Source organism: Micromonospora avicenniae, from assembly GCF_900156065.1.
Taxonomy (GTDB): Bacteria; Actinomycetota; Actinomycetes; order Mycobacteriales; family Micromonosporaceae; genus Micromonospora; species Micromonospora avicenniae.
Window position 1 is genome coordinate 1 of sequence record NZ_FTNF01000042.1, and the last position, 21,411, is coordinate 21,411.

A 21,411-nucleotide genomic window follows, 5' to 3' on the forward strand; every position below is an offset into this window, starting at 1 on the left:
TCCGCCGCTACATCATCTGGCGGAACAAGCACGCCGCCGACGAACGCCTACGCGAGGTAGTCAACAGGGCAAACGTTGCCTGACGCGGCACTAGCGGGCGGAGACGCCGTGGCCCGGTTCCGGGACTGCGATGGCGGAACGAAGATCCGCGGGCGTGTCGGTGGTGGTATCGACGGCGCCGGCGGTGGCGTCATCCCGGGTGGCGTTGTGCCAGTCGAGGTACGTGTCGTGACCGGTGCTGGTGAGAGCGGCGTCGATGGCTTCTTCAGCGGCCTCGAGGGCCTCATCGCGGCTTGTGGCGGTGACCTCGATCGTCACGGGCAGCGTGAGACGGACCTGCCATCGGCGTGCCAGGGTGGGCAAATCGAGGGTCTGCAGGATGTGGTCGGCGACGTCCGGGTTGACACCGTCGGCGGCGGCGTCGCGCAACGTCTGCCACACCCGCCGCCGAAGCGCGGCGAATTGCCCGTCGACGGAGGGAAACGCCGCCGTCGCCGGCGATACGAGCTGATGAGTGTGGAAATGGTCGTGGAGACGGGCGACGGTGTGGGTGAGCCAGCCCAGTGGTGCTGGGTGGCCGGGGTGAAAGGCGTCCCACGCATCGCGCAGGACGGCCTCCATGCTCGGCGGCCCCGGTAGGTGATTTTCCGGTGTGGACATGAGATCTCCGAATCGGTGAGCCGCCGCCGGCCGCACCTCCCAGGGAAGGGGGCGAGGCCGGCGGGCGGGGTGGTCAGTCGGGACAGCGGGTGCGCGCTCCCGTGCTCGTACGTGTCGGCGCTGGCGGTCATGTGCGGCCACCGGTAGCCGGCGGTGGGGGCGGCGCGCAGCGTGTCGATCAGCGGTGCGGGCCGCTCGATGAGATGCAGGTGCTCGAAGACTGTCCGTGTGGCTGATCGACAACCAGCCCGCCGGGCGGTTGGTGGGCTGGACGTCCGGGGCGGGCTTGTGTGCGGTGCAGGCGGTTATCGGGCGGAATTGCCGTAGGTGGGCCCGTCGAGGGCGGTGGGTGGGACGCCGTGGCGCATGGCGGTGTCGATGAGCCGGGCGAGGCGGTAGTGGGGGTCGGCCGCGAGGGCCCGGTCGAGGGCGACGGCGGCGAGGGCGCCTTGCCCGAGCCGCCAGGCCGTGAGGGCGAGCAGGGTGGCGGGGGCAGCGGCGTAGGCGGGGTCGGCGCGGCGGGTGATGTCGGTCCACATGGCGAGACGCCACGGCTCGGTCCCGGTGGCTTCCCCGGCCTGGTCGCGGACGGCGACGTCGGCAAGCAGAACCGCAAGCCAGGCCACCTCGTCGTCGGTGAGGACCGCGTCGCCGGCGTAGCGGGCGAACGCCTCGTCCGTGGCTTTCCTGCCGGCGCGGATGAGCGCCGCCCGCCCGCCGGACATCTGGGCGGCAAGCGCGCGTTCCTGCGCCTTGCGGCTGGCTGCGGCCATGCCGGCGCTGCCGGTGGGGGCGAGGCTGGCCACGAGCGTGGCCCGGTCCGGCAGGGCGGTCTGCCCGGCCACGATGGCGTGCACCGCGGTGGGGCTGTGGTGCGCGTCGAACGGCACCCCGTCGGGTGGGCAGCATTGCGGGTCCTGGCATTGGTAGGAGTGGTAGCGGCCGTCGGTGACGCGCAGCGTGTCGAAGATGGTGATGCCGGCCGCGTCCAGGTGTGGGGTGATCGCGTCGACGACCGGGGTGACGGCGGTGGCGGGTCCGTAGCCGATGAGGATCGCGGTGGTGGCGTCGACGTTGCGCAGCAGGGCGAGGTGCTGCCGCACCGCCCCGGGCACCCAGTCGGAGATGGTGGCGGGCTCGGGGAGGTCGGCGCGGGTGGCCACGGCGATGCGGTGGCCGGTGAGGCCGATGGTGACGAGGCTGTCGGCGGGGTGGAAGCCGAGCAGGTAGGGCACGGCGGCGAGCAGGTCGCTGATCGAGGTCACCGGCAGTCGGGCCGGATGGTCGTGCGTCATGGGGGATAACTCCTTGGCCTTAAGGGCTTCGCAGCCGCTGGGCGGAACGTGCGGACCTGGCGGTGGGACCGGCGGCAGATCAGCCGCCTGCCACTCGGGCGGATCGGTCAGGTTGAAGGGGTTGCTCAACTCGAGTGATGGCCGAGGCCGATGCGGGCGCCGATGACGAGGCCGCCGGTGGACGGCGGCGAGCACGGCAGGCAGGCGGGGTGTAGGCAGCGCGAACCTGCGGGAGCGGCGATGGGTCGCCGTGGCTCCTGGCGTCGCTTGTGTCTAGGAGCCGGCTCCGGCGCCCTCGCTCGTGCGCAGGGGTCGTCAGGCGTGTTCGAGCGCGGTGACGGCGGCGTCGGCGATGGCGTCGACGGCCTGGATGGGGTCGGCCACCTCGATGGTGGTGGTATGGGTGAAGGTGTGCCCGGCCAGGTCGGCGGGGCGTAGCCACAGCACTGCGCAGCCCGTCTGGTGCAGGGTGGTGATCAGCCGCTGGGCAGGCGCGGTGTCGGGTAGGTCGCCGTCGGAGACGACGGCGAGCATCCGCAGCGTGCCGGGTTGGCGCAGGCGCAGGAGCTGGTCGGCGAGTTTCACCGCGTCGATGAACGCGGTGGTGCCGCCGAAGGCCCGCATCTCCAGGACAGATGCCGGCTGTTGGTGGGGTGGCACGAGGAGGGTGGCCCGGTCGCCGAATCCGATCATGGTGGTGGTGGCCTGGTTGGTGCGTGCGGCGTGGGCGAGGATCCACCCGGCTGAGGACATCGGCGCCGCGTAGGGATGCATAGAGAAGGACGTGTCCACGAGTACGGCCAGGTGCAGGTGCGGTTTTGGTGGCGGCAGAGTGGTGCGCCGTTGCCAGGGTGTGGCGGTGGGCATGCTGCCGGAGGCGATCTGCGCCTGGGCGGTGATGGCGTGTCGGGTGCGTAGCCGCCCGGGCGGGACGGGGCTGGGGCGGGTGTCGGGTTCGGGCTGGTGGGTGCGGGCGCGGCGCAGCCGGGCGGCGAGCTGTCGGGCGGCGGCGCGTTCGGCGTCGGTGGGGTCGCGGCGCGTCCATGACGGGGGAGCGCTGTGCCGGGTGCGGATTTGTTGGGCGGTGTATTCGGCGGGGGTCAGGCCGGCGGTGTGCGCGAGGTAGTCGCCCAGTGCTTGGGCGAGCTGGCCGGCGAACGCGCCGGGGTCGGGCTGCGGCGGTTCGGGCCGCTGGCGGGGGTCGATGTCGAGGATGCGGCACCACCGCCATGCCAGGTCGATCATCGTGGCGGCGTCGGTGTCGTCGACCGTGTGGGCCTGGCGCCACACGTCGCGCAGCTGGCGGAGCTTCTTGCGGCCGATGACGGTGGTGACGGCGGCCCGGACGCCTTTGATGTCTTTGGTGGTGATGATGCGGGCGTCTACGCGGGCCAGGAGCAGCCCGGCGAGGTGAGCGGCGTGCCAGGCGTCGTCCACGGGTGCGTCGTTGGGGTCGAGCAGGGTGGTGACGGTGTGACGCAGCCACCGGCGGTCGCCGCGTCGTCTGCCGCGTTGCCGGTTCTCGGCGCGGGACTCCTCGAGCAGGTCGGCGACGGCGGCGACGACCGGCGGGGTGCGCGGTGGTGTCGTCCACAGGCTGTGGGTGGCGTGAGCGGCTTCGTGGACGAGCAGCCCGTAGGCGGTGGGCACCAGACGTTTGTGTCCGGCCTTGTGAGGGTTGGTGATGTCGGGGGCGCCGATGTGGGTGGCGTCGACCTCGATGCGGCGGGCGTCGGGGTAGAAACACGCGGGTGCGCCGCCGCCCGCGCCGGGGGCGACGGTGACGGTCAGGTCGTGGCGGCCGGTCAGGACCGGGATGTGTCGGGTCCAGGCGTCACTCCACGGATGCCAGTCCGGGGCGCTGGCGGCCGGGACGCCGGAGCCGGCGGCCCGGTGGGTGGAGGGGTGAGACATGACAGGTTCTCCTTCCGAGGGTGGGGGTTAGCGCTGTTTGCCGAGGGTCAGCGGGGTGATGTCCGCGCCGAATCTCTGCCTGAGGGCGGCGAGGACCTGTTCGCGGTCCTCTTGCGGGGCGCGGCCGACGAGGTTCGCCACCGCCGCCGCGGGGCCGAGGGTTTTGCTGACGCGGGTGAAGCCGAGCAGTTCGCGTAGCTGCGGCGCCCAGCTGACGCGTCCAGCGGCGAGGTCGGCGTTGAGCGCGATGGCGGCCTCGACGGCGGGTCGGGGGACGCCGAGATGGCGGGCGAGGTCCCAGTCGGTGGTGACCTCGATGTGCACGTCGAACCGCGACGCGAGGGCCTCGGTCAAGATGGCGCCGTGGACGCCGGGGTTGTGGCCGGCGATCACGTAGAACCCGTCGACGGCTTCGACACGTTCGTTGCGGTAGCCGGGGATGGTGATGACACGGCGGCCGTCCATCGCCGGGTACAGCACCGCGAGGACTTTCGGGGGGATGAGCGTGGCGTCGTCGACCAGCAGCGCTCGCCCGTCGCGCATGGCGGTGACGAGGGGGCCGTAGACGAACTCGAACCCGCCGTCGGGGAGGGGGATGAAGTTGCCGAGGAAGTCCTCCACCACCGTGTCGCCGGTGCCAGCGACGGTCAGCAGGTCGGGGAACGCGGCTTCGACGAGCGCGGTTTTGCCGGTGCCGGGTGGCCCGTAGAGCAGCACGGGGATGCGCTTGTCACGTAGCCGGCGCAGCACGTCCACGTCGGTGGCGCCGGCGAGTTTGCGCGGGAAGTACAGGTCGCCGTTCGGGCGGGTGACCGGCTGCCGCCGCCCGCTGCTGGAGCCGCTGCGGGGTGTACGTGGTGCGGGCGGCGGCATGGTTCCGGCGGCGTCGATACCAGCCTGGGTGATCTGGAAGCGGTGCGGGCCGGTCAGGTGGGTGGCGTACCCGGCGGCGGCCATCTTCTTCAACGCCTCGAAGACCGCCCCGGTGGAGGGGGCGGAGATGGCGTTCGTGACCTCGCCGACGGTGAGCATCCGGTCCGGGTTGGCGGCGAGGTGCGAGGCGACCTTGTGGTACAGGTAGCCGGGGCGCCGGCCACCGGCCGCCGCAGGCGCGGCGGTGGGGGGTGTGGGATTCATGCGAGCCCTCCAGAGGTTCGGGATGGGCCCGCGCACCCGTCTCCGGGTGCGCGGGCGAAAGAACATCCGCGCAGCGGAGACGGAACAGTTGGAGCAACGTCAGCAGCCACAGGGAGCGGCAGCCGTCGCTATCGGAGAGCGGTTATGAGCGGCCGAAGACCCGGTCGCAGCGTCGAAGGTCGACGGGCTGCCAGGGCAGGCCCCAGCCGATCCGGTAGCGGCCGTCGTCGGGCGTGACGCGGTGGACACCGCCGCCGAGGGACAGGGGGCGGGCGACAGTCAGGAATCGTCCGTCGAAGCCGACGGTGCGCCAGTCACCCCCGACGTAGTCGGCCATCGCGTGGAACGACTCGGCGAGAGCGGCAACGGCTTCGGTGTCGACGGTGATCTCGTAGGTGCCGTTCCAGAAGCCGGTCACCGTGCCGACGTAGCCGCGGTGGAAGCGGTGGACGCAGGGACCGGCTGGTAGCGCAACCAAGGGCCGGAGAACACGGCGGCCTGGCCTTGTGGCGGGTGGTGTTCAGGAGTGGGCATCGACCACCGCCACGGACCAGTCCGCCGGATGGAACCCGCCGTTCAGCGGTCGCTGCTGGCGGGGAGCGGACCGTCCGGGCGGAAGCCAGCCAGCCGGGGTGGTCCCGCGTCGGGGCGCCGGTGGCGTCGGGTCGGGGTTGCGGCGGCCGGCCAGCAGGTTGCGGAAAACCGCCAGCAGGCGCGGCGGAACGCTGCCGCTGTCAGCACCGGTGAGCACCGCCCGTTCGGTGCCTAGCCACACGGCGCCGGCCAGGTCGACCCAGGCGATCGGCGTGCGGCGCGGCGGAAAACGCCACCCGGGATGCAGCAGCCGCGGCAGCGCGACGATGTCGCCGGGATACCGCGCCCAGTCGGTGTAACTCCAGGCCGCCACCGTGCCGGGCCGGCGGCCGGCCCGTTCCGCGTCGGCGCACACCGCGCACACGGCTCCGTCGACAGTGCTGCTACCGGCGCAGGCAGGGCAGGCGCGCCAGTTGTTCGGGTCGGCGGCCGGCTCGTAGGCCGGTGCCCACGCTCCGGTCACCTGCCCGCCCCGGTAGCCGTCGATGACGCCGGCGCGCAGCAATTGACGCATCGGATGGGCCAGGTGCGCGTCGATGGTCGTGACGGTGGCGGTGGCACGCACGAGCACCGCGAACAGGCGGTGTCCCATCAGCGCTCCTCCCGCCCGGTCGAGCCGGCGGCGCGGTAGGCGTCTCGGACCGCTGAGGGGATCGGGCCGTGGCTTCGATACGGCGGCAGGTTCACCTCCCGCCCGTGGCTGGCTCAGAAGGCGCGGACCGGGGCGTCGGCCGGGCGGCCGTTGCGGGTGCCGGCATCGGCCTGGCGGGTGGCGCGTCGCTTCGGGATCCGGCGTGCCGCCGCAACGTACGGGGCGAGGGCTTCCCGCAACCGCGCCGCGTTCTGCCCGGACAGGTCGATCTCGTATTCCACGCCGTCGAGCGCGAAGTGGTGAGTGTCGACGTTGTCGGTGCTGTGGTCGAGGTCGTCCGTGATCAGGACAACCGTCTGGGTTGCCATCGGAGGCGTTCCTTCCGTTTAGGGCCAGAGAGGCAGGAGCCCTCGGCGCGCCTGTGGCGTCGAGGGCAGGTGAACTCGGGGTACTGGAACCGGTCGCGTCGCCGGCTCCGCGTCAGGTCGGCTTCGGTCCGAGGTGATGACCGCGAGATGAGCCCCTCGGGGTGCTGGCCGTCGCCGGCGGGTCGGGGATGGTGCCGGCGATGCGATCACAGTCGTAGGGATGCACCGCGATCCACGTCCAGCACCAACCCATCACGACGTACTGGCCATCAAAGGTCGGCGGAATGTGATCAATCGCGTCCGGGTCGTTCTGCACGCGCGTGTCGTCGACGATGACGTCCCCGTCGAACCACATCCGCCCGAGGGACTCGTCCACCCGACGGTCCAGATCCGCTTCCGGGATGCCCTCGGCCGTGAGGTGCCGGCGCAAGCGGTCCCGGTGGTTGTGCTGGTCGGCGACGATCGCCTCGGCGACGTCCCGAGCGCAGCAGAACACGGCCCACCCGTTCCAGGTGTCGATCAGGGTGCCGACAAACCCGACGGGGATCCGCATGTCCCCGGCGTCGTTCGGTGCCCACGCCCAGTCGCCCGCGAACACGCCCGGCCCGCCCAGCCGTACCCGGTCCGGGTAGACGTGGCGCAGGTCCCGGTCGTCACCGTCGGGGTGCAGGACCGTCCGGCAGCGGCGGGCCGCTTCGGCGTGCGCGGCGGCGTCGTAGCCGTCGCACCACGCCCACCGCGTCTGGTCACACTGCCGTGCGGTGAGCGTCTCCCAGGCCGGCGCGTCTGGCGGTGCGTGTTCGGCGTACCGGTCGGAGTCGTCGGCCAGGAAGTACCGGTCGGCGGTGGGGATCTGGTCGAGGATCGGCGGGTCGATGTCGTCGAAGCCGGTGAGGACCTCTCGGGCTGCCGCGGCCACATCGCCGTCTGCCCGGCCGCCAAGGACATGCTGCGCCCACCGGGTGGCCGCGTCGCGTCCGGCGGTCTCGCCGGCGGATCGCAGCGCGTCGAGTACTCGCTCCCAATCCCGATCGGGTCCGGTATCGGCAGTGCGGCGGAGTCGGTCGCCCTCGCCGAGGAGCAGTGACAGGCGTGAGCCGTTGTCCCAGTCGACGTCGAGCACCCGCGTCTGCGGGTCGTAGCGGCGCACGGTGCCCTCGTCCCCGGGTCGTAGCAGAGTGTGCGGGTCGGCGGTGTGCTCCAGGGCGACGCGGTCGCCCGGTTGGTATGTCATCGTTGGGGCGGCGTCACCCGGTATCGCGTCCGGTTTACGTGTGGTCATGCGCTGTTCCTTCCTCTGGTTTCGACGATGCGGCGGACGGCGGCGAGCTGGTTGGCCCAGGCGGACAGGCGGCTGATCTTGACGACGTCGCCGCTGTGTGGGGCTTGCACGAGGAGCCCGTTGCCGAGGTACATGCCGACGTGGCTGGGACGGCTGGTGCTGCCGCGGCTGCCGGGGATGAACAGCAGGTCCCCGGGCCGCAGGTCTTGCTGGTTGGTGACCGGACGGCCGGCGTGAACCTGATCGCGAGTGACCCTGGGCAGGTCGACACCTGCCGCTCGGTAGGCCTGCTGCATCAGCGATGAGCAGTCGCACTGGCGGGCGGGGATACCGGAATGCGGCGCGGTGCAGTCCCCGCCAAAGGTGTACGGCGTGCCGAGCTGGCCGAGGGCCCAGCCGATCGCCGTCTGGACCTGCGGCGGGGTGCCCAGAGGCAGAGCGAACCCGTCCGGTAGAGGCACCTGCTCGGCGCCGGGCCGGCCGTCGCCGCCGTCGAACAGGCACAGCGGGTTACTCATCGCCTGCTCCAGATCACCGGCCACAGGGCCGGCGGGCGTGCCGCCGGTCAGGACGCGGACCAGGGCGATCGCGTCGTCTTCCCATCTGGCGTAGGCGCCGGGATAGGCGGAGCGCTGCACGGCCTGAGCGGCGTCGGTCAGGGCCATGGCCTGCCACCCGTCGACGGCCAGCAACGCCTGGTAGAACTTCCCGGCCACGTAGCGGGGATCCCGCAGTTGGACGGGAGTGCCCCAGCCCTGCGAGGGGCGTTGCTGGAACAGCCCGATCGAGTCACGGTCCCCGGCGGGCAGGTTGCGCAGGCGCGATTCCTGCAGGGCAGTGGCCAAGGCGATGACCCACCCGCGGGGCGGCACCTGCAGTTCCGTGCCGACGGCGACGATGGTCGCGGCGTTGGCTACCTGTTCGCTGTTCCACCCGCCGGCCCCGACAGCAGGTGGGGACAGGGCAAGGGTGGGCAGCAACGGTTGTCCGTCCGGACCGACCGCGCTGTAGCAGCCGGCTGAGGCGCTGCCACCGCCGGTGAACAAGGCTCCGACGCCGCCCGCGCACAGCACCAGCACGGCGACCACGGCGACGCTGATCGCGGCGAGAGCGCGGGCACTCACCTGCGTACTTCCACCGCTGGCCGCAGTCGGCTCGGCCGCTCGCCGGGTTCGATGTCACCCGGGTGCAGGCAGTTATCCAGGTGGTAGGTGGCGACACGGGTGCCGTCGCTGGTGTGCACGCGAATGCTGGCGGTGCCCGCGTCGATGAGGTAAATCCATCCGGCGTCGAGGTGCTTGGCGTGGCAGAGCGGGAACACCGTGACCGGCTCCGGCGGGTCCACCTCGGACGCCAGGGTCATGCCCACGCCCGGCAGCGGACGCTGCCCGGGAAACGGCGAGCGGATCGTGGTGGTGATGTCCGCGTCGAGGTACTCCCAGTCGTGGGCGAGGATCGCGGTGATCAGCGCGTTGGTGTCGTGGTGGTTGTGGTTGGCCCAGATCGTGGCCAGCGTGGGTAGCACGACGGCCGGGTGGCCGTCGAACAGCACGAACCGGGCGTGCACCAGATGCGGGTTGTCGGGGCGGATGGCCCCGATGTAGCAGTGGGTGCTCACGAAACTCGACTCCTTCAGCGAATGGGGGCGGGAGCAGCGCGTCACGGCTGGTCGTGCGGGGGCAGGGGAGGCCAGGTGGCGGGTTTGGCGCGCCAGCCGAAGATTGGGTCGGTGGTTTCGGCCGACCCGCAGCGGCTGCAGCGGACGGAGGTGTCCTCGCCGTAGCCGGCCATGGACGGCAACTCGGTGACGGTGACCTCGTCGACCGCCCCGCAGATCCGGCAGCGCAGGGACGCGCCGTCAGGGCCGCACACCCCGAAGATCGGCTCGTCCAGCTCCGATCGTGGCTTGCGCCCCGTGCTGGTCATGCGGAGCCCTACGCGGGGGCGGGTCTGGGTGAAGTGGACGCCGGCGGCCAGTAGCGCGACCAGGCCGCGATAAGTGGGAGGGGCGTCGTTCGCGGGGGTGTCGTCGACGAGCACCACGGGGTGGTCGTCGCCGTGCAGACGGGTGAGCTGGTAGAAGCGGCCGTCGATGTCGACGGCGTCAACCCGGCGGGCTTGCCGCAGCCGCCGGTCGACGGGTTGAAGACTGCGGTAGCAGGCGGCCCAGGCCAGCAACCGGGCGTTGGGCGTGGCCACCCGGATCATGCCGACGATGGCGGCGAGGGTGGCCTGGTAGGGCGTTGCAGGCCCGTCGAGTTCGTCCGCGATGTGGTGCAGCAGCGCGGCCGGGCCCGCCGCATCGGCGAGTGCGTCGTGGGGGTGGAGTGGGAACTCCAGGCTGCGGATCTCGCGCTGCGCCTCGTCGGTGGCCGGTGCCCCGTCGTGGAGGAGCAGCAGCGTTATCGGCTGGCCCCAGCCCCGCGTGTCGGCGTCAGCGTCGGCGGCCGCGAGGCACGAGGTGAGGGCGTGGACATCGGGGAAGGACAACACAGGGTCTCCCTGTCGTAGGCAGAGACGAAGGGGCCCCGCAGCCGGACAGCTGCGGGGCCCTGGCGGGGGGTAGGGGCGGGGTCAGCCGTGGCGGTCGCGGCTGCGCACCGTCGCTGTGCGATGCGGCAGGTACTCCTGCACGCCGACGCTGCCGCGTTTCGCCTCGTACATCGCGGAGTCGGCCTGGGTGAGCAGCTGTCGAGGGCTGGCGTCGGCACGGTTCACGTGGGTGTAGCCGACCGACGCCGTCACACGAAGGTCGCCGTTGACAACGCGGATGAAGCCGTCGGCGATCGTCTGCCACGCGGCGTGGGCCGCGGCGGCGGTGTCGTCGCGGTCGCCGGTCACGAGCAGCGCGAACTCGTCGCCGGAGAGCCGGGCCGCGACCTGCACGGGAGCGGGGAGCCCGGCCAGGCGTCGGCCGACCTGGTCGAGCAGGTCGTTGCCGACCTCGTGGCCGAGGCTGTCGTTGACGGCCTTGAACCGGTTGAGGTCCAGCAGCACCACCCCCACCGGCGTGTTGTCGTGGAGGGCCGCACGGAGGCGGGTGAGGAACAGCCGCCGGTTGGGCAGGCTGGTGACGTCGTCGTGGGTGGCCTCATAACGGGCCGTCCGCAGGGCGTGCTGCTGTCGCCACAGCACAGCCACGGCGAGGGCGAGGCCTGCGAGGATGCCGCCAGCGGCGGTGAGCAGTACGTGCACGGTCTGAGACACTGAGATCGCTCCTTGGGTATGAAGGAGCACCGGGGGTGGGCGTGAGGCGCTAACTTCGACGCCCGCCCCTGGGCTACCTGGCGTGGGGTTCCGCCGACTACGGGCGGGCGGGGGCGAGTTGGAAGGTGGCGGGCTTCTCGACGGTCCGTACGGCCTTGCCGTCGCCGATTAGCTTGTCCGCCGCGTTGACGACCGCGCCGGCACTGGCTTTCCTCGCGTCGGTGCCGGCGTTCGCGGCGTCGATGAGCCTGCACAGCTCGCTGGTCTTGTAGGCCCGCTCGGGGTGGGCTTCGAGGATGTCCAGCACCGCCCCTCTCAGGGAGCCCTTGGTCCGGCGACTGCCCGCAGCCGAGGTGCCGGCCTCACCCGCCGGGACGGCCGTGTCCGAGTCGGCATCCTCCGACGCCGCAACAGGGTGCGCGCTGCCCGCGTCGGCCGCGGCCACGGATCCGTCCCCTGCGTCGTCCGGCGCGGCTGGGGTAAGGGCGGAGGCCGAAGGCGCGGTGAGGGTGCGATCCTCCGGCCGCGGAGGAGTCCGCTCCTTGGGGGTGGCGTCGCCGTCCTCGGCGGGGTGGTCGGCGGTGGCCGGTGCCGGTGTCTCGGGCGGCACCACGGTGCCGGTGCCGTGGACCGATAGTGGGCTGTGGTCGGTGCCGACGGTGGTGCGGCCCGCGTCGGTCAGCTGCCACACCGCGCGCTTGTCCTCGGTGCGGATGGATTCGGCCTGCCCGGCGTGTTGCAAGGCGCGGAGCTTCGCCGTGGCGGTGGAGTAGGCGAGCCCGGCCTTGTCAGCCACGTCGGCGGCGGTGGCTTCACCGAGCTCCGCGAGCGCGGCGTGGACGTTGAACATGGCATGTGCGGGTACGGGTTCGGGTGCGTCGGTCATGGGCATCTCCCTGTGGTGTGAGGTCAGCACTGATCCACGCTTCGTTTGCGCCGCTGATCAAGTGCGATGACCGGATCTTGGGACATCCCGCGGGATCCGGTTCGGCGAAGGGCTGTGATGCCGCGGGTCAGCCCGAGGGACGGTCGTCCGCGGCGGGCATCTGCTGCCGTGGGCGACGGATGTCGGTGCGCTCGCGGAGGCGGCCGGATTGGGCGGCCAGGCGCAGCCGGAGTCGCGTGCGGGTGGGCATCGAGCCGGTGGGTGAGGTGTGCCAGAGCCACCGGTAGGCGCCGATGCTGTAGTAGCCGTCCCGGTCGGGGTAGCAGCGGTCGTCGACATCGAGACGGATTCCGTCCGCGGAGTCGGTCTCCTCGAGCAGCACCACGGTGCTGCCGTCGAAGCGCAGCAGCGGGTACTCCCCGGGCATCGTGCCGGCCCGCCATGGCCCGCCGAGCTCCGCGGCTATCTGTCGCACCGTGTGCGGATCGAATCGGCAGATGAGCCAGCCGTCGTCGCCGGCGTCGTATCCGTCGGCGACCAGCGCGGGATAATCACGACCGCCGGTTTGCGGCGAGGTGACCATGTCCGGCCGCCAGCGCGTTCCCGGCGGAACGATCTCCGCGCGATGGTCGAACAGCTCCACGCATCCGGCGTCGAGCGTGCATCCAGGTGCGGTGTCGGTGTCGAGCGCAAGCCAGGTGCGGTCGAGGGCTCGGCCGGCGCGCAGCACGTCAATCAGCTGCCGCCCGTCGGGGTCGGGGTGCCGCAGCGGCAGGTACAGGTGCTGTTCCAGCTCCGACACCGCGCCGCCGACAGGGTGCCAGGCGCCGCCGTAGGCGACCTGCTCGTCGCCGTGCGGGGTGTGCCAGACCGGCACACCGTTGGAACGAAGGTGGCCTTCAGAGCCGGCGCGTCGCAGGGTCAGCGCCGGGGTGTTGTGCTCGCCTGCCGCGAGTTGCGCGCGGGTGAGGCGGTGGGTGGGACAGGCGAGGGCGTGTTCTGCCAGGGGCAGCACATCCTCGACGCGGAACCACAGTCGGCTGGACATGGTCAAGCGGACCTCCGTGCAACAGAAGGGGCAGGAAGAGGAACAGAGCGGCCTGCCGCAGGCCAGCGGGGTGGGGGTGCCCCTTTACCCGGGGCGCCCGGCGTGTGTGGCAGAGGTATCACCCACCTGCCGGGTTGCGGCGATCACCAACCAGCAAGCGCGGGAGCGCACGAACGTGGCGGGTGTTGCGTCGACAGCGCGGTGGGCAATCGCCTGACGGCTGGCGCGCATCCACGTCGGAGGCGGTGGCCGCTGCTCGCGTCGCTGCGCGGGCGGCTTCCGGTGCCGTCCGGAGCAGCGGTGGTCGGCTTGGTGCGGCGGTGAGCAGACACCAGCGTGTGTGGGGTGTCAGCGGCCGAGGGATGGTTAGAGGGAGATGGCGAGCAGCCGCTGCTCTGGTCCGACGGTGTCGAGGTGGGCCAGGGCCTGCTCGAGGTAGGTGATGCGGTGGGCGAGCGCATCGCTGGCCGGGGCGAGGTGGCGGCCGTCGGCGGTGAGCATCGCGTCACCGGCGACGGCGCTGGCGGCGCGGTAGTGCTGGTAGGCGACCTGACCGGCCTGGTACATCTCCAGCTCCCCGACACTCAGATGACCGGCGCCGGGGGTGGTGGCGGTGTGCAGGCGCATGGCGTGCACCCGGGGCTGGGCGTGGAAGTCCTCGCTCGCCTGGTCGAGGGGGTAGCGGTCGGGGTCGGTGAGGTGGCGAGACTCGAACACCGGCCATGGGGTAGCCGGCCCGGTGCCGTGGACGATCTGCTGCCACATCTGGTGACGGATGCCGGCGCCGACGGCGGCGGCGTGCCGCATGCCAGGCAGGTCGAGCAGCCGTATGGGTCCGCCCGCACACAGGGTGGGTTGGCCTTTGCGGGCGCCGATGAGCTGGTGCCGTTGCCACGGCCGTAGCCGCGGGGTGGCCCAGTACAGGGTGGTGAGGGTGCCGGTGACCCCGAAGTGGGTGTCGAGTTGGTGGCTGGTCATCGCCTGGGCCGGTAGGTCGTCGGGCAGACAAATGACCATGATCTTGATCGTGGGTGCCGGGGTGACTGGCGGCCGGACAGCGGTGGCCTGGGCGCGGGCTGGCAGGGCGGGCGTCGGTGGGGTGGATCGTGCGGGGATGAGGGGCACGCGGCTGCCGTGGCGGGTCAGCGGGGTGCCGTTGACAGTGGACATAGGTGAAGGTCCTCCTTCGGATGGGTGGGATGTGTGGGGGCGCGCACAAGATGGCCGGCTCGCCGGTTTCGCGGGCCGGGTCAGTTCGGCAGGAGAGCGCGTGCGTGTGGACGCGCGGAGGCGACCGAGCCCATTGGGTGCGTGGGTCAGGTCGGTGACGTGCGGGCGCGTGGTGCGCTGATGGGGGTGGTGGGTGCGACCGTCAGGGTCGCCGCGAGGTGCGCGTGCCGACCGGCCGAGGCGGGTGGGCGTGGCGCACCGGGTTGGTGCGGCGAGGATCCCTGGGGTGGGACCGAACCGGGGTGAAGCGATAGGTGAGTGTGGTGGTGCCGTGAAAGGTAGCCCTGAGCACTCACAGCGGTGCGGGGCTGCCGTAACGGCCGTGCAGGCGGGTTGACCTGCGATGTGAGAGGCAATCGGCGCCGCACTGCGGTGCCGCCGTAAGCGGCCGTGGGTCGCTGTGAGTGGCGGGTCCGCTCACAGCCGGTCGCCTGGAGCACAGGATCCTTCCGAGCCGATGGTGAGGCGGCGGGCTCGGCGGTGACCTGCGGTGTGAGCGGCGGTAAGCGAGCCGGGGCTGTCAGGTGTCGTCGGGGTCGGTGTAGCGGTGGGGGTTGGTGGCGGTGTTGTCGGGGCCGTGGTCGCTGGGCAGTTCATGCAGCCAACGGCGGGCGCCGGGATCGGAGGCGAGCATCCAGGCGGGTCCGGCGGGGTGTTCGTGGTGCAGACCGGTGGCTACGGGCATGGCGGTGGGGACGCCAGCGAGGGCGTCGAGCAGGTGGGCCTCGCGCCGGTGGCCGGGCACACGCAGCAGGACCGGATAGCGGGGGCCGAACTCGGCGAGGCGTTCGTAGGCGCGCAGCTTACGCAGCACGGTGCGCAGGTTCTCGGTGCCGTTGTCATGTTCAAGGAAGAACCCGACGGCGCGTCCGGAGGCGTGCCAGATGCCGTGGCCGTCGGGGCGAATGTCGGCGAGGGCGAAGGCGGCGGTGGCGTGCTGTTCGGACCACCAACGGACCAGTTCGGCGCCGGGGTCGGTGCGGGTGTGAGCGTGCAGGTCGACGAAGAGTTGGTTGACGCCGAGCAGGTGCCGAAGGCGGCGGCTGCCGATGATGCGTTCGGCGCGTTCGAGGCTGGTGCGCGGCGGACGGGCGTCGGGTCGTGCGGGGTCGCTGTAGGCGCTGGGGTGCACGACCGCGCCGAGCGGGCCGAGGGTGTACAGGTAGCCGCCGGTGCCGGTGGTGACATCGCCAAAGCGGTGTACCGCCTCCAGATGGTGCAGCGTGGCCAGGCGCAGCCGGGCGGAGCGTTCCGACGGGAACAGCGCGGTGGCGATCTGGGCGGTGGACAGCAGGTAATGCTCGGCGAGCCAGGCCAGGAGTTGGTGGTCGCGCAGGGTGAGCCGGCGCAGGTTGGACAGGAGTTGGGCTCTGCTCGGCCGGCGGGCGGAGGCGGACGGGCGGGGTGGGGACGGGCGCGGTTCGGGGGCCGGTGAGTCGGAGGACATGAGGATCTCCTCAGGGAGTAGAAACGAAGGGACTCCCTCCTGTGGGAGGGAGTCCGGAACTGTCACCACCGGTGACCAGGCCGGCCACCGGCGGTGTGCTGCGCTGACAGGCGTATCCGCCTGCCAGGTGGTGCCCGCGCGCAGACAGGTGCGGAAGGCGCGGTGAAGCCGCCACGGAAGACGCGGGGAAACCCATCGACGGTATGACCAGGGGGAGAGCTGCACGACAGCTTGCGGCCCGAACTGTCATTGAGGTTGGAGCGGTTGGCATTGGCCGAGCCGGACACCGGCGGTCTGCTCGGCTTGCCCGGGTCGAGGGCAGGCGGGATGGCCTACCGCAACCACCCACGGACCCGGCGGCTGCCGACGATCCTCGGCCATCCTGGAGCCTGAGCGCCACCTCCGGAGGCGTACTAACCGCAAACGCGCGACCGCCGCCACTCGCCGACGCCGCGGGCTGGCGCTTCCCTACGCCGCGCGGGTCCTGCCCGCGCGGCCTGCCGGCTGTCGGCCGACCACCTCACACTTCACAAAGTCTGTCGTTCGGCGGCGGCCCTCCGGGCTTCCCGCTTTCCGCGCCTGATGCCCGGGCGGCGGCGCGTGCGGGCCGTTCAGGGCCGCCTTGAAGACGTACAGAAACTTTGAACGGGGACTCTGGTGAGGGTGTGTCCGGTCTCAGGACGTGCGTGACAGATCGGTATCAGGACCTGGGTGACACTCAGGGCCCTGCCCAAGCGGTAGGTGGGAGAGTCTGCCCGTGGATGGTCAGCGGTCGGCGTTGTGGCGGTATGCAGTGCCGGCAGGGGTAAAGGTGAAGGAGTCAAGAAAGCCGCCGTCGCCGTAGCGGACCGCGACCAGCGCTGGTGGAGAATCCGACTGGACCTGTCTGGTGGTCCGGTCGTAGATGCTGGCGAAGTGCAGGCAGACCAGCCCATGCGAGCGGTCGGCAGCGTAGGCCAGGACCTTCGGGTTCCCTGGGCTGCTGGGCCCAAGCAGCACGGATGGCGGACCGAATTCGGCCAGGATCTCATCGAGGTCTCGGTCTCGGTCACACCAGCGGCTTGCGCCGTCACGTAGCCGCTGGTGGTCATCTGTGGAAAAGGTGCGGTCGACTCTGAGCCAGCCGTGGCGCCAGGCGATGTCGGCATAGACCGAGGCCACCGCGGATCCGTCGTCGAGATAGCCGGGCAGGATGCCAGCGAAGGCCCCGTGTACACCCAGAGAGGTAAACGCTCCCCGCGCCCTGAGCTGCTCCTGCTCCGCCTGCCAGACCTCGTCGAGCCCGTCAACGAAGGCCACAGCGTCCATGAACAGCCGCAAGGTCGTCTCGCGGCCCCACATCCCAGGCCGGCGCAGAGCCAGGTTGAGCCGGGTCACGTGGTACTCGCGTATCTCGTCGAGGCTGGGACGACCTGCGGCAGCAGTCTTCACGGCCCGATCATTCCAGCCGCGCGTCTACTGACCCAATACAAAGATCGTCTAGCCGGACATGTCACGCACGTCCCGAGACTGATCTGTCATGCAGGTCCTGAGACCCGGCAATTCTGGTGAGGGTGTCCCCGCCGGCCGGGCCTGACCCGAGTTTGAACTGGCTTCGTGCCCTCATGTGGACCCGTCGACCCGGTTGGCGGGGGCACCTCTCTCGGCGCGTGCACGGGCCCGGCGTGGTGACCTGATTATGAGCTTGGGTTCGTCCCTCATCCCCGTTCTGTCCAACGTTCTCCTCGTGCCCGGTGGTCGAGCCTTGCCGTCAAGCAGCAACTGGGAGGCAGCGTGAGTGAGGACCAGAACGTGACCGTCGGGGTCGACACGCACAAGGACGTGCACGTCGCGGCGGTGTTGGACCAAGCCGGCAGGGTGTTGGCCACCAGAGGCTTTCCGACGACGATGCGCGGCTACGCGCAGCTCGCCACCTGGGCTGAATCCTTCGGCACGGTTGACAAGGTCGGTCTGGAAGGCAGCGGCAGTTACGGCGCCGGGTTGCTGCGGTTCCTGACGGACTACGGCCTGGCCGTGGTCGAGGTCGACCGCCCGGACCGCTCCACCCGCCGCCGCATCGGCAAGACCGACACCATCGACGCCGAGTCCGCCGCCCGAGCAGTCATCTCCGGTAGAGCCAGCGGCGCTCGGTTGCTCACCTCGCGACTCTGCTGCCACAGTCGAGGTCATGGGTTCGAGTTTCACAGAGTTTCGTAGCTATGGCTTCTGGGCTCGCGACGGGCTCCTGGAAGTCTGGCTCCAAGCGCTCGCGGAGGTCGTACCCACGCACGCACCCGCCTGGCTGCACAACGCTCAACGACACTGGCAGGAACAAGCCCGCACCGGCTTCCAGGGCTCCATTGACGTCGGCCTCGATGCTCTCCTCACTTCACAAGACCGAGTCGAGGTTGCCCGCCGACTGACCGATCAAGCCCAGGAGCACCTAAACCGACTTGCCGGTCGGACCGGCTGCATCCCGGCGACGTGGCTCAACGAACGACGTGTCGGCGGAACCGATACCTGGACAGGTGATCTCGATCTACAACCCATCCGGCAGATCGCTAACGCGTTCGCCGCCCTGATTCGTGGCGATCTTCGGACGACAGCCACAACCAGTCCAGTTCTGCCCGGGCCGGCAACCCAACAGCCCTGATCCCACACCAACCTGACCAACGGGGTTGCGAAAAATAGGAGCGTCAGCTTTCCGGCAGCCGGCCGTGTCCCGTCACGGGACATGCTTGACGGTCGCGTCCCACCAGATGCTTAACATCGTCCTCAAGACGTCGCCGCAGGCCTAACTGTCCGCGACAGGGGCACGCATGGCCGCATGTACTAACGTCCACGGCGGCCGGGTGGACTTGCTCTGCCTAAGGTCCGTCGATGGCAGTCGCCTGCGACCAACGCACCCTCCAGGGGCCGCCGTGCCGGTCGCGGCGATAGCAATCGAGGTGCCAGCACTCCAGCAACCCCGGGGTCTGTCCCTGGACCGCGATGTCGATGAGTGATCGGTAGCGCAGAACGGCCAAACTGCCGTCCACCATCACGTCGATGCCCGACACCGCCTCAAAGCGGCGGTAGTTGATGTCGCCTGATGCGATGCCGCCGAGGTAGTGCTCCTTGGACCACACCCCGCCGCTGGGATGAACGAGCTCAAAATCCGGAGGGGTCTGCTGCACCGATAGGTGACATCTGAGATGGCTTGCCCTGACGGCGAGCTGGAAGGATGTCGCTGTGCCCAAGCCCTATCCCCGGGAGTTCCGCGACGATGTCGTGCGGGTGGCCCGTGACCGCGAGCCAGGCGTGACGGTCGAGCAGATCGCTAAGGACTTCGGGGTCCACCCGATGACGTTGTTCAAGTGGCTTCGCCAGGCCGACGTCGACGCCGGCGCCGCGCCCGGGACGTCCGGCAGTGAGTCGGCCGAGCTGCGCGAGGCGCGTAAGCGGATCAGGTTGTTGGAGCAGGAGAACGAGGTCCTGCGCCGGGCCGCTGCCTACTTGTCGCAGGCGCATCTGCCGGGAAAAGGCTCTACCCGCTCGTGAGCGAGCTGGCCGCCGACGGGATCCCCGTGGCGGTGACGTGCCGGGTGTTGAAGATCGCTCGTCAGCCGTATTACCGGTGGCTGGCCCGACCCGTCACCAGCGCCGAGCAGGTGGCGGCGTATCGGGCCAACGCGTTGTTCGACGCCCATCGTGATGATCCGGAGTTCGGCTACCGGTTCCTCGTCGACGAGGCCCGCGACGCGGGGCAGCCGATGGCCGACCGCACCGCATGGCGGATCTGCTCCCGTAACGGCTGGTGGAGCGCGTTCGGCAAGCGCAAGCGTCGCGGCATGGGCGGCAAGCCAGGCCCACCCGTGCACGACGACCTGGTCCAGCGGGACTTCACCGCCGACGGCCCGAACCGGCTGTGGCTGGCCGACATCACCGAGCACCACACCGCCGAGGGCAAGCTCTACCTCTGCGCGATCAAGGACGTCTGGTCGAACCGGATCGTCGGTTATTCCATCGACTCGCGGATGAAGTCCCGCCTGGCCGTCACCGCACTGGACAACGCCGCCGCCAGACGCGGTGACCTGGCCGGTTGCATCCTGCACACCGACCGCGGATCCCAATTCCGGTCCAGGAAATTCGTCCGAGCCCTCAACCGCCACCACATGACCGGATCGATGGGCAGAGTCGGCGCCGCGGGCGACAACGCCGCCATGGAATCCTTCTTCGGACTGCTGCAGAACAACGTCCTGAACCGGCGATCATGGACCACCCGCGAGCAACTCCGGATCGCGATCGTGACCTGGATAGAACGGACCTACCACCGCCGCAGAAGACAGCGGTCGCTGTCCCGGTTGACCCCCGTTGAATTCGAGACCATCATGCACCCACCGGCCAGTCAGGCCGCGTGACTACACCTGTCACCTGCCGGCGCAGCAGACCCGAGCGTGCAAGGCATCTGCGTCTGCCAGTCTCACTTCGACGAGCGCCCGAAGCCGCCGACGTTCAGTTTTGTCCAGCTCCCTTGCCAAGGCATTCGTGGTCACGTCGGAGACCTAACCACGTTGGTCGCTCGGTGACTCTCCCATCGCGCCCAGACGGGCGAGCAAGTGTTCCGATGTCATTCGCTAAACATCCTGGTCAGGGAGTGGGCCGCCATCGCCGCTCGGTTGTCACCGACCGTGAACAGGATGACCGGGTGACCAAGGCCGACTGTCGCACATGTGCTGGGACGGATCTGTCGAGCATGTGGTGGGACTAGACATCCGACAGCCGGCCGCATGTCTAGATCAACGGCAATGCGACACGCACGTCGCGCGCAGCCGCGCTGCCTCAGCACGGGCTGCTTCCGCCTCCGCGTGAGCATTGCTGCGATCCGCCTCGAACAGCAGTACCCGGGCCAGACCGTCCAACGCCTCAGCCATAGCTTCCCGCCACTCGGCCAGGTCACAGGGATCCACAGGATCAGTGGGTCGTATCGAGCGCACCCGGCGAAGCTTCCGCGTGGCGGCCTTAAGGGGACCAGGAACCACCAGCGTTCTTCTCTCACCGCAACAGCGACTCCGCAAGTCGTGTCAACAACCTAGACCAACTGTCCAAACATGTTTTGGACGGCGTCAAGCATGTGGTGGGACTGGACATCCGGCAGCCGGTCCCGGCCTCACGCTGGCGGCTGGGTGGCCGCCGCCCCGGTCTGCTCTCGCCACTGGCCGCCGTCGGCGTGAACGAGACGCCGCACCATCGCCGGGCCTCGTCTTCCGTGTCGAACTGCCACCGGAGCACCGTGCCCGTCTCCGAGTCGCCCGCACGGGCGACTACGTGGCATCGGACCTCGCGGGCGAGCCAAACGTCACGCCGGGTCAAGCGTCCCCACACGCCGTCCCACCAGCGTCCTACCAACTCCCGCGCCACAAGACCGATCGTACGCATGTTCGATTCAGGTCGGCTCGGGCAACTGGCATGCACGCTCTGCGCCACTTCTACGCCTCGGTCCTGCTCGACGCCGGGGAGAGCGTCAAGGCGCTGTCGGAGTACCTGGGTCACGCGGATCCCGGCTTCACCCTGCGCACCTACACCCACCTCATGCCGACCAGCGAGGACCGCACCCGCCGGGCAGTGGACAAGGTGTTGGGGTCGACTCCGGACGGCCTGGCGACGGCCTAGCGGCGATCATGGCCCTGTTTTGGCTGCTAGTGCCGCGTCAGGCAACGTTTGCCCTGTTGACTACCTCGCGTAGGCGTTCGTCGGCGGCGTGCTTGTTCCGCCAGATGATGTAGCGGCGGA

21 protein-coding genes and 1 pseudogene are annotated in these 21,411 nt (G+C 70.4%); 4 read left to right on the forward strand and 18 right to left on the reverse strand.

The features are described 5' to 3' along the window. Nucleotides 1-90: 90 nt before the first annotated feature. The 17 genes from BXA10_RS29580 to BXA10_RS29660 form a co-directional block, all read right to left on the reverse strand. Nucleotides 91-660, reverse strand: a complete 570-nt coding sequence (locus BXA10_RS29580) for a hypothetical protein (protein ID WP_139338235.1) — start codon at nt 658-660, stop codon at nt 91-93. Nucleotides 661-965: 305 nt separating this feature from the next. Next, nucleotides 966-1,955 carry a DUF4192 domain-containing protein gene (locus tag BXA10_RS29585; RefSeq protein ID WP_076474135.1) on the reverse strand — a complete coding sequence of 330 codons (990 nt, stop codon included), beginning with the start codon at nt 1,953-1,955 and terminating at the stop codon, nt 966-968. Nucleotides 1,956-2,270: 315 nt separating this feature from the next. Then, entirely contained in the window at nt 2,271-3,869 is a 1,599-nt protein-coding gene (locus BXA10_RS29590) for a vWA domain-containing protein (RefSeq protein ID WP_076474136.1), read from the reverse strand. Nucleotides 3,870-3,896: 27 nt separating this feature from the next. Beyond that, entirely contained in the window at nt 3,897-5,006 is a 1,110-nt protein-coding gene (locus BXA10_RS29595) for an AAA family ATPase (RefSeq protein WP_076474137.1), read from the reverse strand. Nucleotides 5,007-5,148: 142 nt separating this feature from the next. Next, on the reverse strand, nt 5,149-5,424 hold the full coding sequence (locus BXA10_RS29600) for a hypothetical protein (protein ID WP_245828639.1): 276 nt from the start codon (nt 5,422-5,424) through the stop codon (nt 5,149-5,151). A 102-nt stretch (nt 5,425-5,526) separates the two neighbouring features. Further along, nucleotides 5,527-6,192 (reverse strand): hypothetical protein, encoded by a 666-nt coding sequence (locus BXA10_RS29605; protein ID WP_076474138.1) that lies wholly within the window; start codon nt 6,190-6,192, stop codon nt 5,527-5,529. A 113-nt stretch (nt 6,193-6,305) separates the two neighbouring features. Further along, a complete protein-coding gene (locus tag BXA10_RS29610; RefSeq protein WP_084753517.1) occupies nt 6,306-6,560 on the reverse strand; it encodes a histone-like nucleoid-structuring protein Lsr2 in 255 nt (84 codons plus the stop codon). A gap of 112 nt (nt 6,561-6,672) precedes the next feature. After that, the gene (locus BXA10_RS29615) at nt 6,673-7,842 is read right to left on the reverse strand and encodes a DUF4314 domain-containing protein (RefSeq protein ID WP_245828641.1); all 1,170 of its coding nucleotides are present in this window, start codon (nt 7,840-7,842) and stop codon (nt 6,673-6,675) included. Next, nucleotides 7,839-8,966, reverse strand: a complete 1,128-nt coding sequence (locus tag BXA10_RS29620) for a C40 family peptidase (protein ID WP_084753519.1) — start codon at nt 8,964-8,966, stop codon at nt 7,839-7,841. The genes BXA10_RS29615 and BXA10_RS29620 overlap by 4 nt, the downstream gene beginning before the upstream one ends. Continuing rightward, nucleotides 8,963-9,460, reverse strand: a complete 498-nt coding sequence (locus BXA10_RS29625) for a hypothetical protein (protein WP_076474139.1) — start codon at nt 9,458-9,460, stop codon at nt 8,963-8,965. The genes BXA10_RS29620 and BXA10_RS29625 overlap by 4 nt, the downstream gene beginning before the upstream one ends. A gap of 41 nt (nt 9,461-9,501) precedes the next feature. Then, nucleotides 9,502-10,335, reverse strand: coding sequence for a hypothetical protein (locus BXA10_RS32355; protein ID WP_245828643.1), 834 nt, complete (start codon nt 10,333-10,335; stop codon nt 9,502-9,504). Between the two features lie 81 nt (nt 10,336-10,416). After that, the gene (locus BXA10_RS29635; RefSeq protein ID WP_076474140.1) at nt 10,417-11,049 is read right to left on the reverse strand and encodes a GGDEF domain-containing protein; all 633 of its coding nucleotides are present in this window, start codon (nt 11,047-11,049) and stop codon (nt 10,417-10,419) included. A gap of 97 nt (nt 11,050-11,146) precedes the next feature. Beyond that, on the reverse strand, nt 11,147-11,935 hold the full coding sequence (locus tag BXA10_RS29640; protein ID WP_084753521.1) for a MarR family winged helix-turn-helix transcriptional regulator: 789 nt from the start codon (nt 11,933-11,935) through the stop codon (nt 11,147-11,149). A gap of 127 nt (nt 11,936-12,062) precedes the next feature. After that, nucleotides 12,063-12,983: a hypothetical protein gene (locus BXA10_RS29645; protein WP_076474142.1), complete on the reverse strand. Its 921-nt coding sequence runs from the start codon at nt 12,981-12,983 to the stop codon at nt 12,063-12,065. Between the two features lie 366 nt (nt 12,984-13,349). Continuing rightward, entirely contained in the window at nt 13,350-14,153 is an 804-nt protein-coding gene (locus tag BXA10_RS29650; protein ID WP_175649352.1) for a hypothetical protein, read from the reverse strand. 580 nt (nt 14,154-14,733) lie between these two features. Next, nucleotides 14,734-15,660, reverse strand: coding sequence for a replication-relaxation family protein (locus BXA10_RS29655; protein ID WP_084753523.1), 927 nt, complete (start codon nt 15,658-15,660; stop codon nt 14,734-14,736). 765 nt (nt 15,661-16,425) lie between these two features. Continuing rightward, nucleotides 16,426-17,091, reverse strand: coding sequence for a hypothetical protein (locus BXA10_RS29660; RefSeq protein ID WP_076474143.1), 666 nt, complete (start codon nt 17,089-17,091; stop codon nt 16,426-16,428). A 360-nt stretch (nt 17,092-17,451) separates the two neighbouring features. Between BXA10_RS29660 and BXA10_RS29665 the strand changes: the two genes are divergently transcribed. Further along, on the forward strand, nt 17,452-17,856 hold the full coding sequence (locus BXA10_RS29665) for an IS110 family transposase (RefSeq protein WP_175649353.1): 405 nt from the start codon (nt 17,452-17,454) through the stop codon (nt 17,854-17,856). After that, the gene (locus BXA10_RS31230; protein WP_139338236.1) at nt 17,828-18,292 is read left to right on the forward strand and encodes a hypothetical protein; all 465 of its coding nucleotides are present in this window, start codon (nt 17,828-17,830) and stop codon (nt 18,290-18,292) included. Before BXA10_RS29665 ends, BXA10_RS31230 begins: the two co-directional genes overlap by 29 nt. A gap of 214 nt (nt 18,293-18,506) precedes the next feature. On the opposite strand, the gene BXA10_RS29670 is transcribed toward BXA10_RS31230, so the two are convergent. Further along, nucleotides 18,507-18,815, reverse strand: a complete 309-nt coding sequence (locus BXA10_RS29670; RefSeq protein ID WP_076474145.1) for a nuclear transport factor 2 family protein — start codon at nt 18,813-18,815, stop codon at nt 18,507-18,509. Nucleotides 18,816-18,870: 55 nt separating this feature from the next. Here BXA10_RS29670 and BXA10_RS29680 point away from each other — a divergent pair. Together BXA10_RS29680 and BXA10_RS32820 are read left to right on the forward strand one after the other, a co-directional pair. Next, nucleotides 18,871-20,039, forward strand: a protein-coding gene (locus tag BXA10_RS29680; protein ID WP_139338237.1) for an IS3 family transposase whose coding sequence is annotated in 2 segments (ribosomal slippage) — nt 18,871-19,155 and nt 19,158-20,039 — 1,167 coding nt in all. Because the reading frame shifts where the segments join, the coding sequence is not laid out codon by codon here. A 1,036-nt stretch (nt 20,040-21,075) separates the two neighbouring features. Beyond that, nucleotides 21,076-21,291: pseudogene (locus BXA10_RS32820) on the forward strand (tyrosine-type recombinase/integrase); the annotation flags it as partial. Between the last annotated feature and the right edge of the window lie 120 nt (nt 21,292-21,411).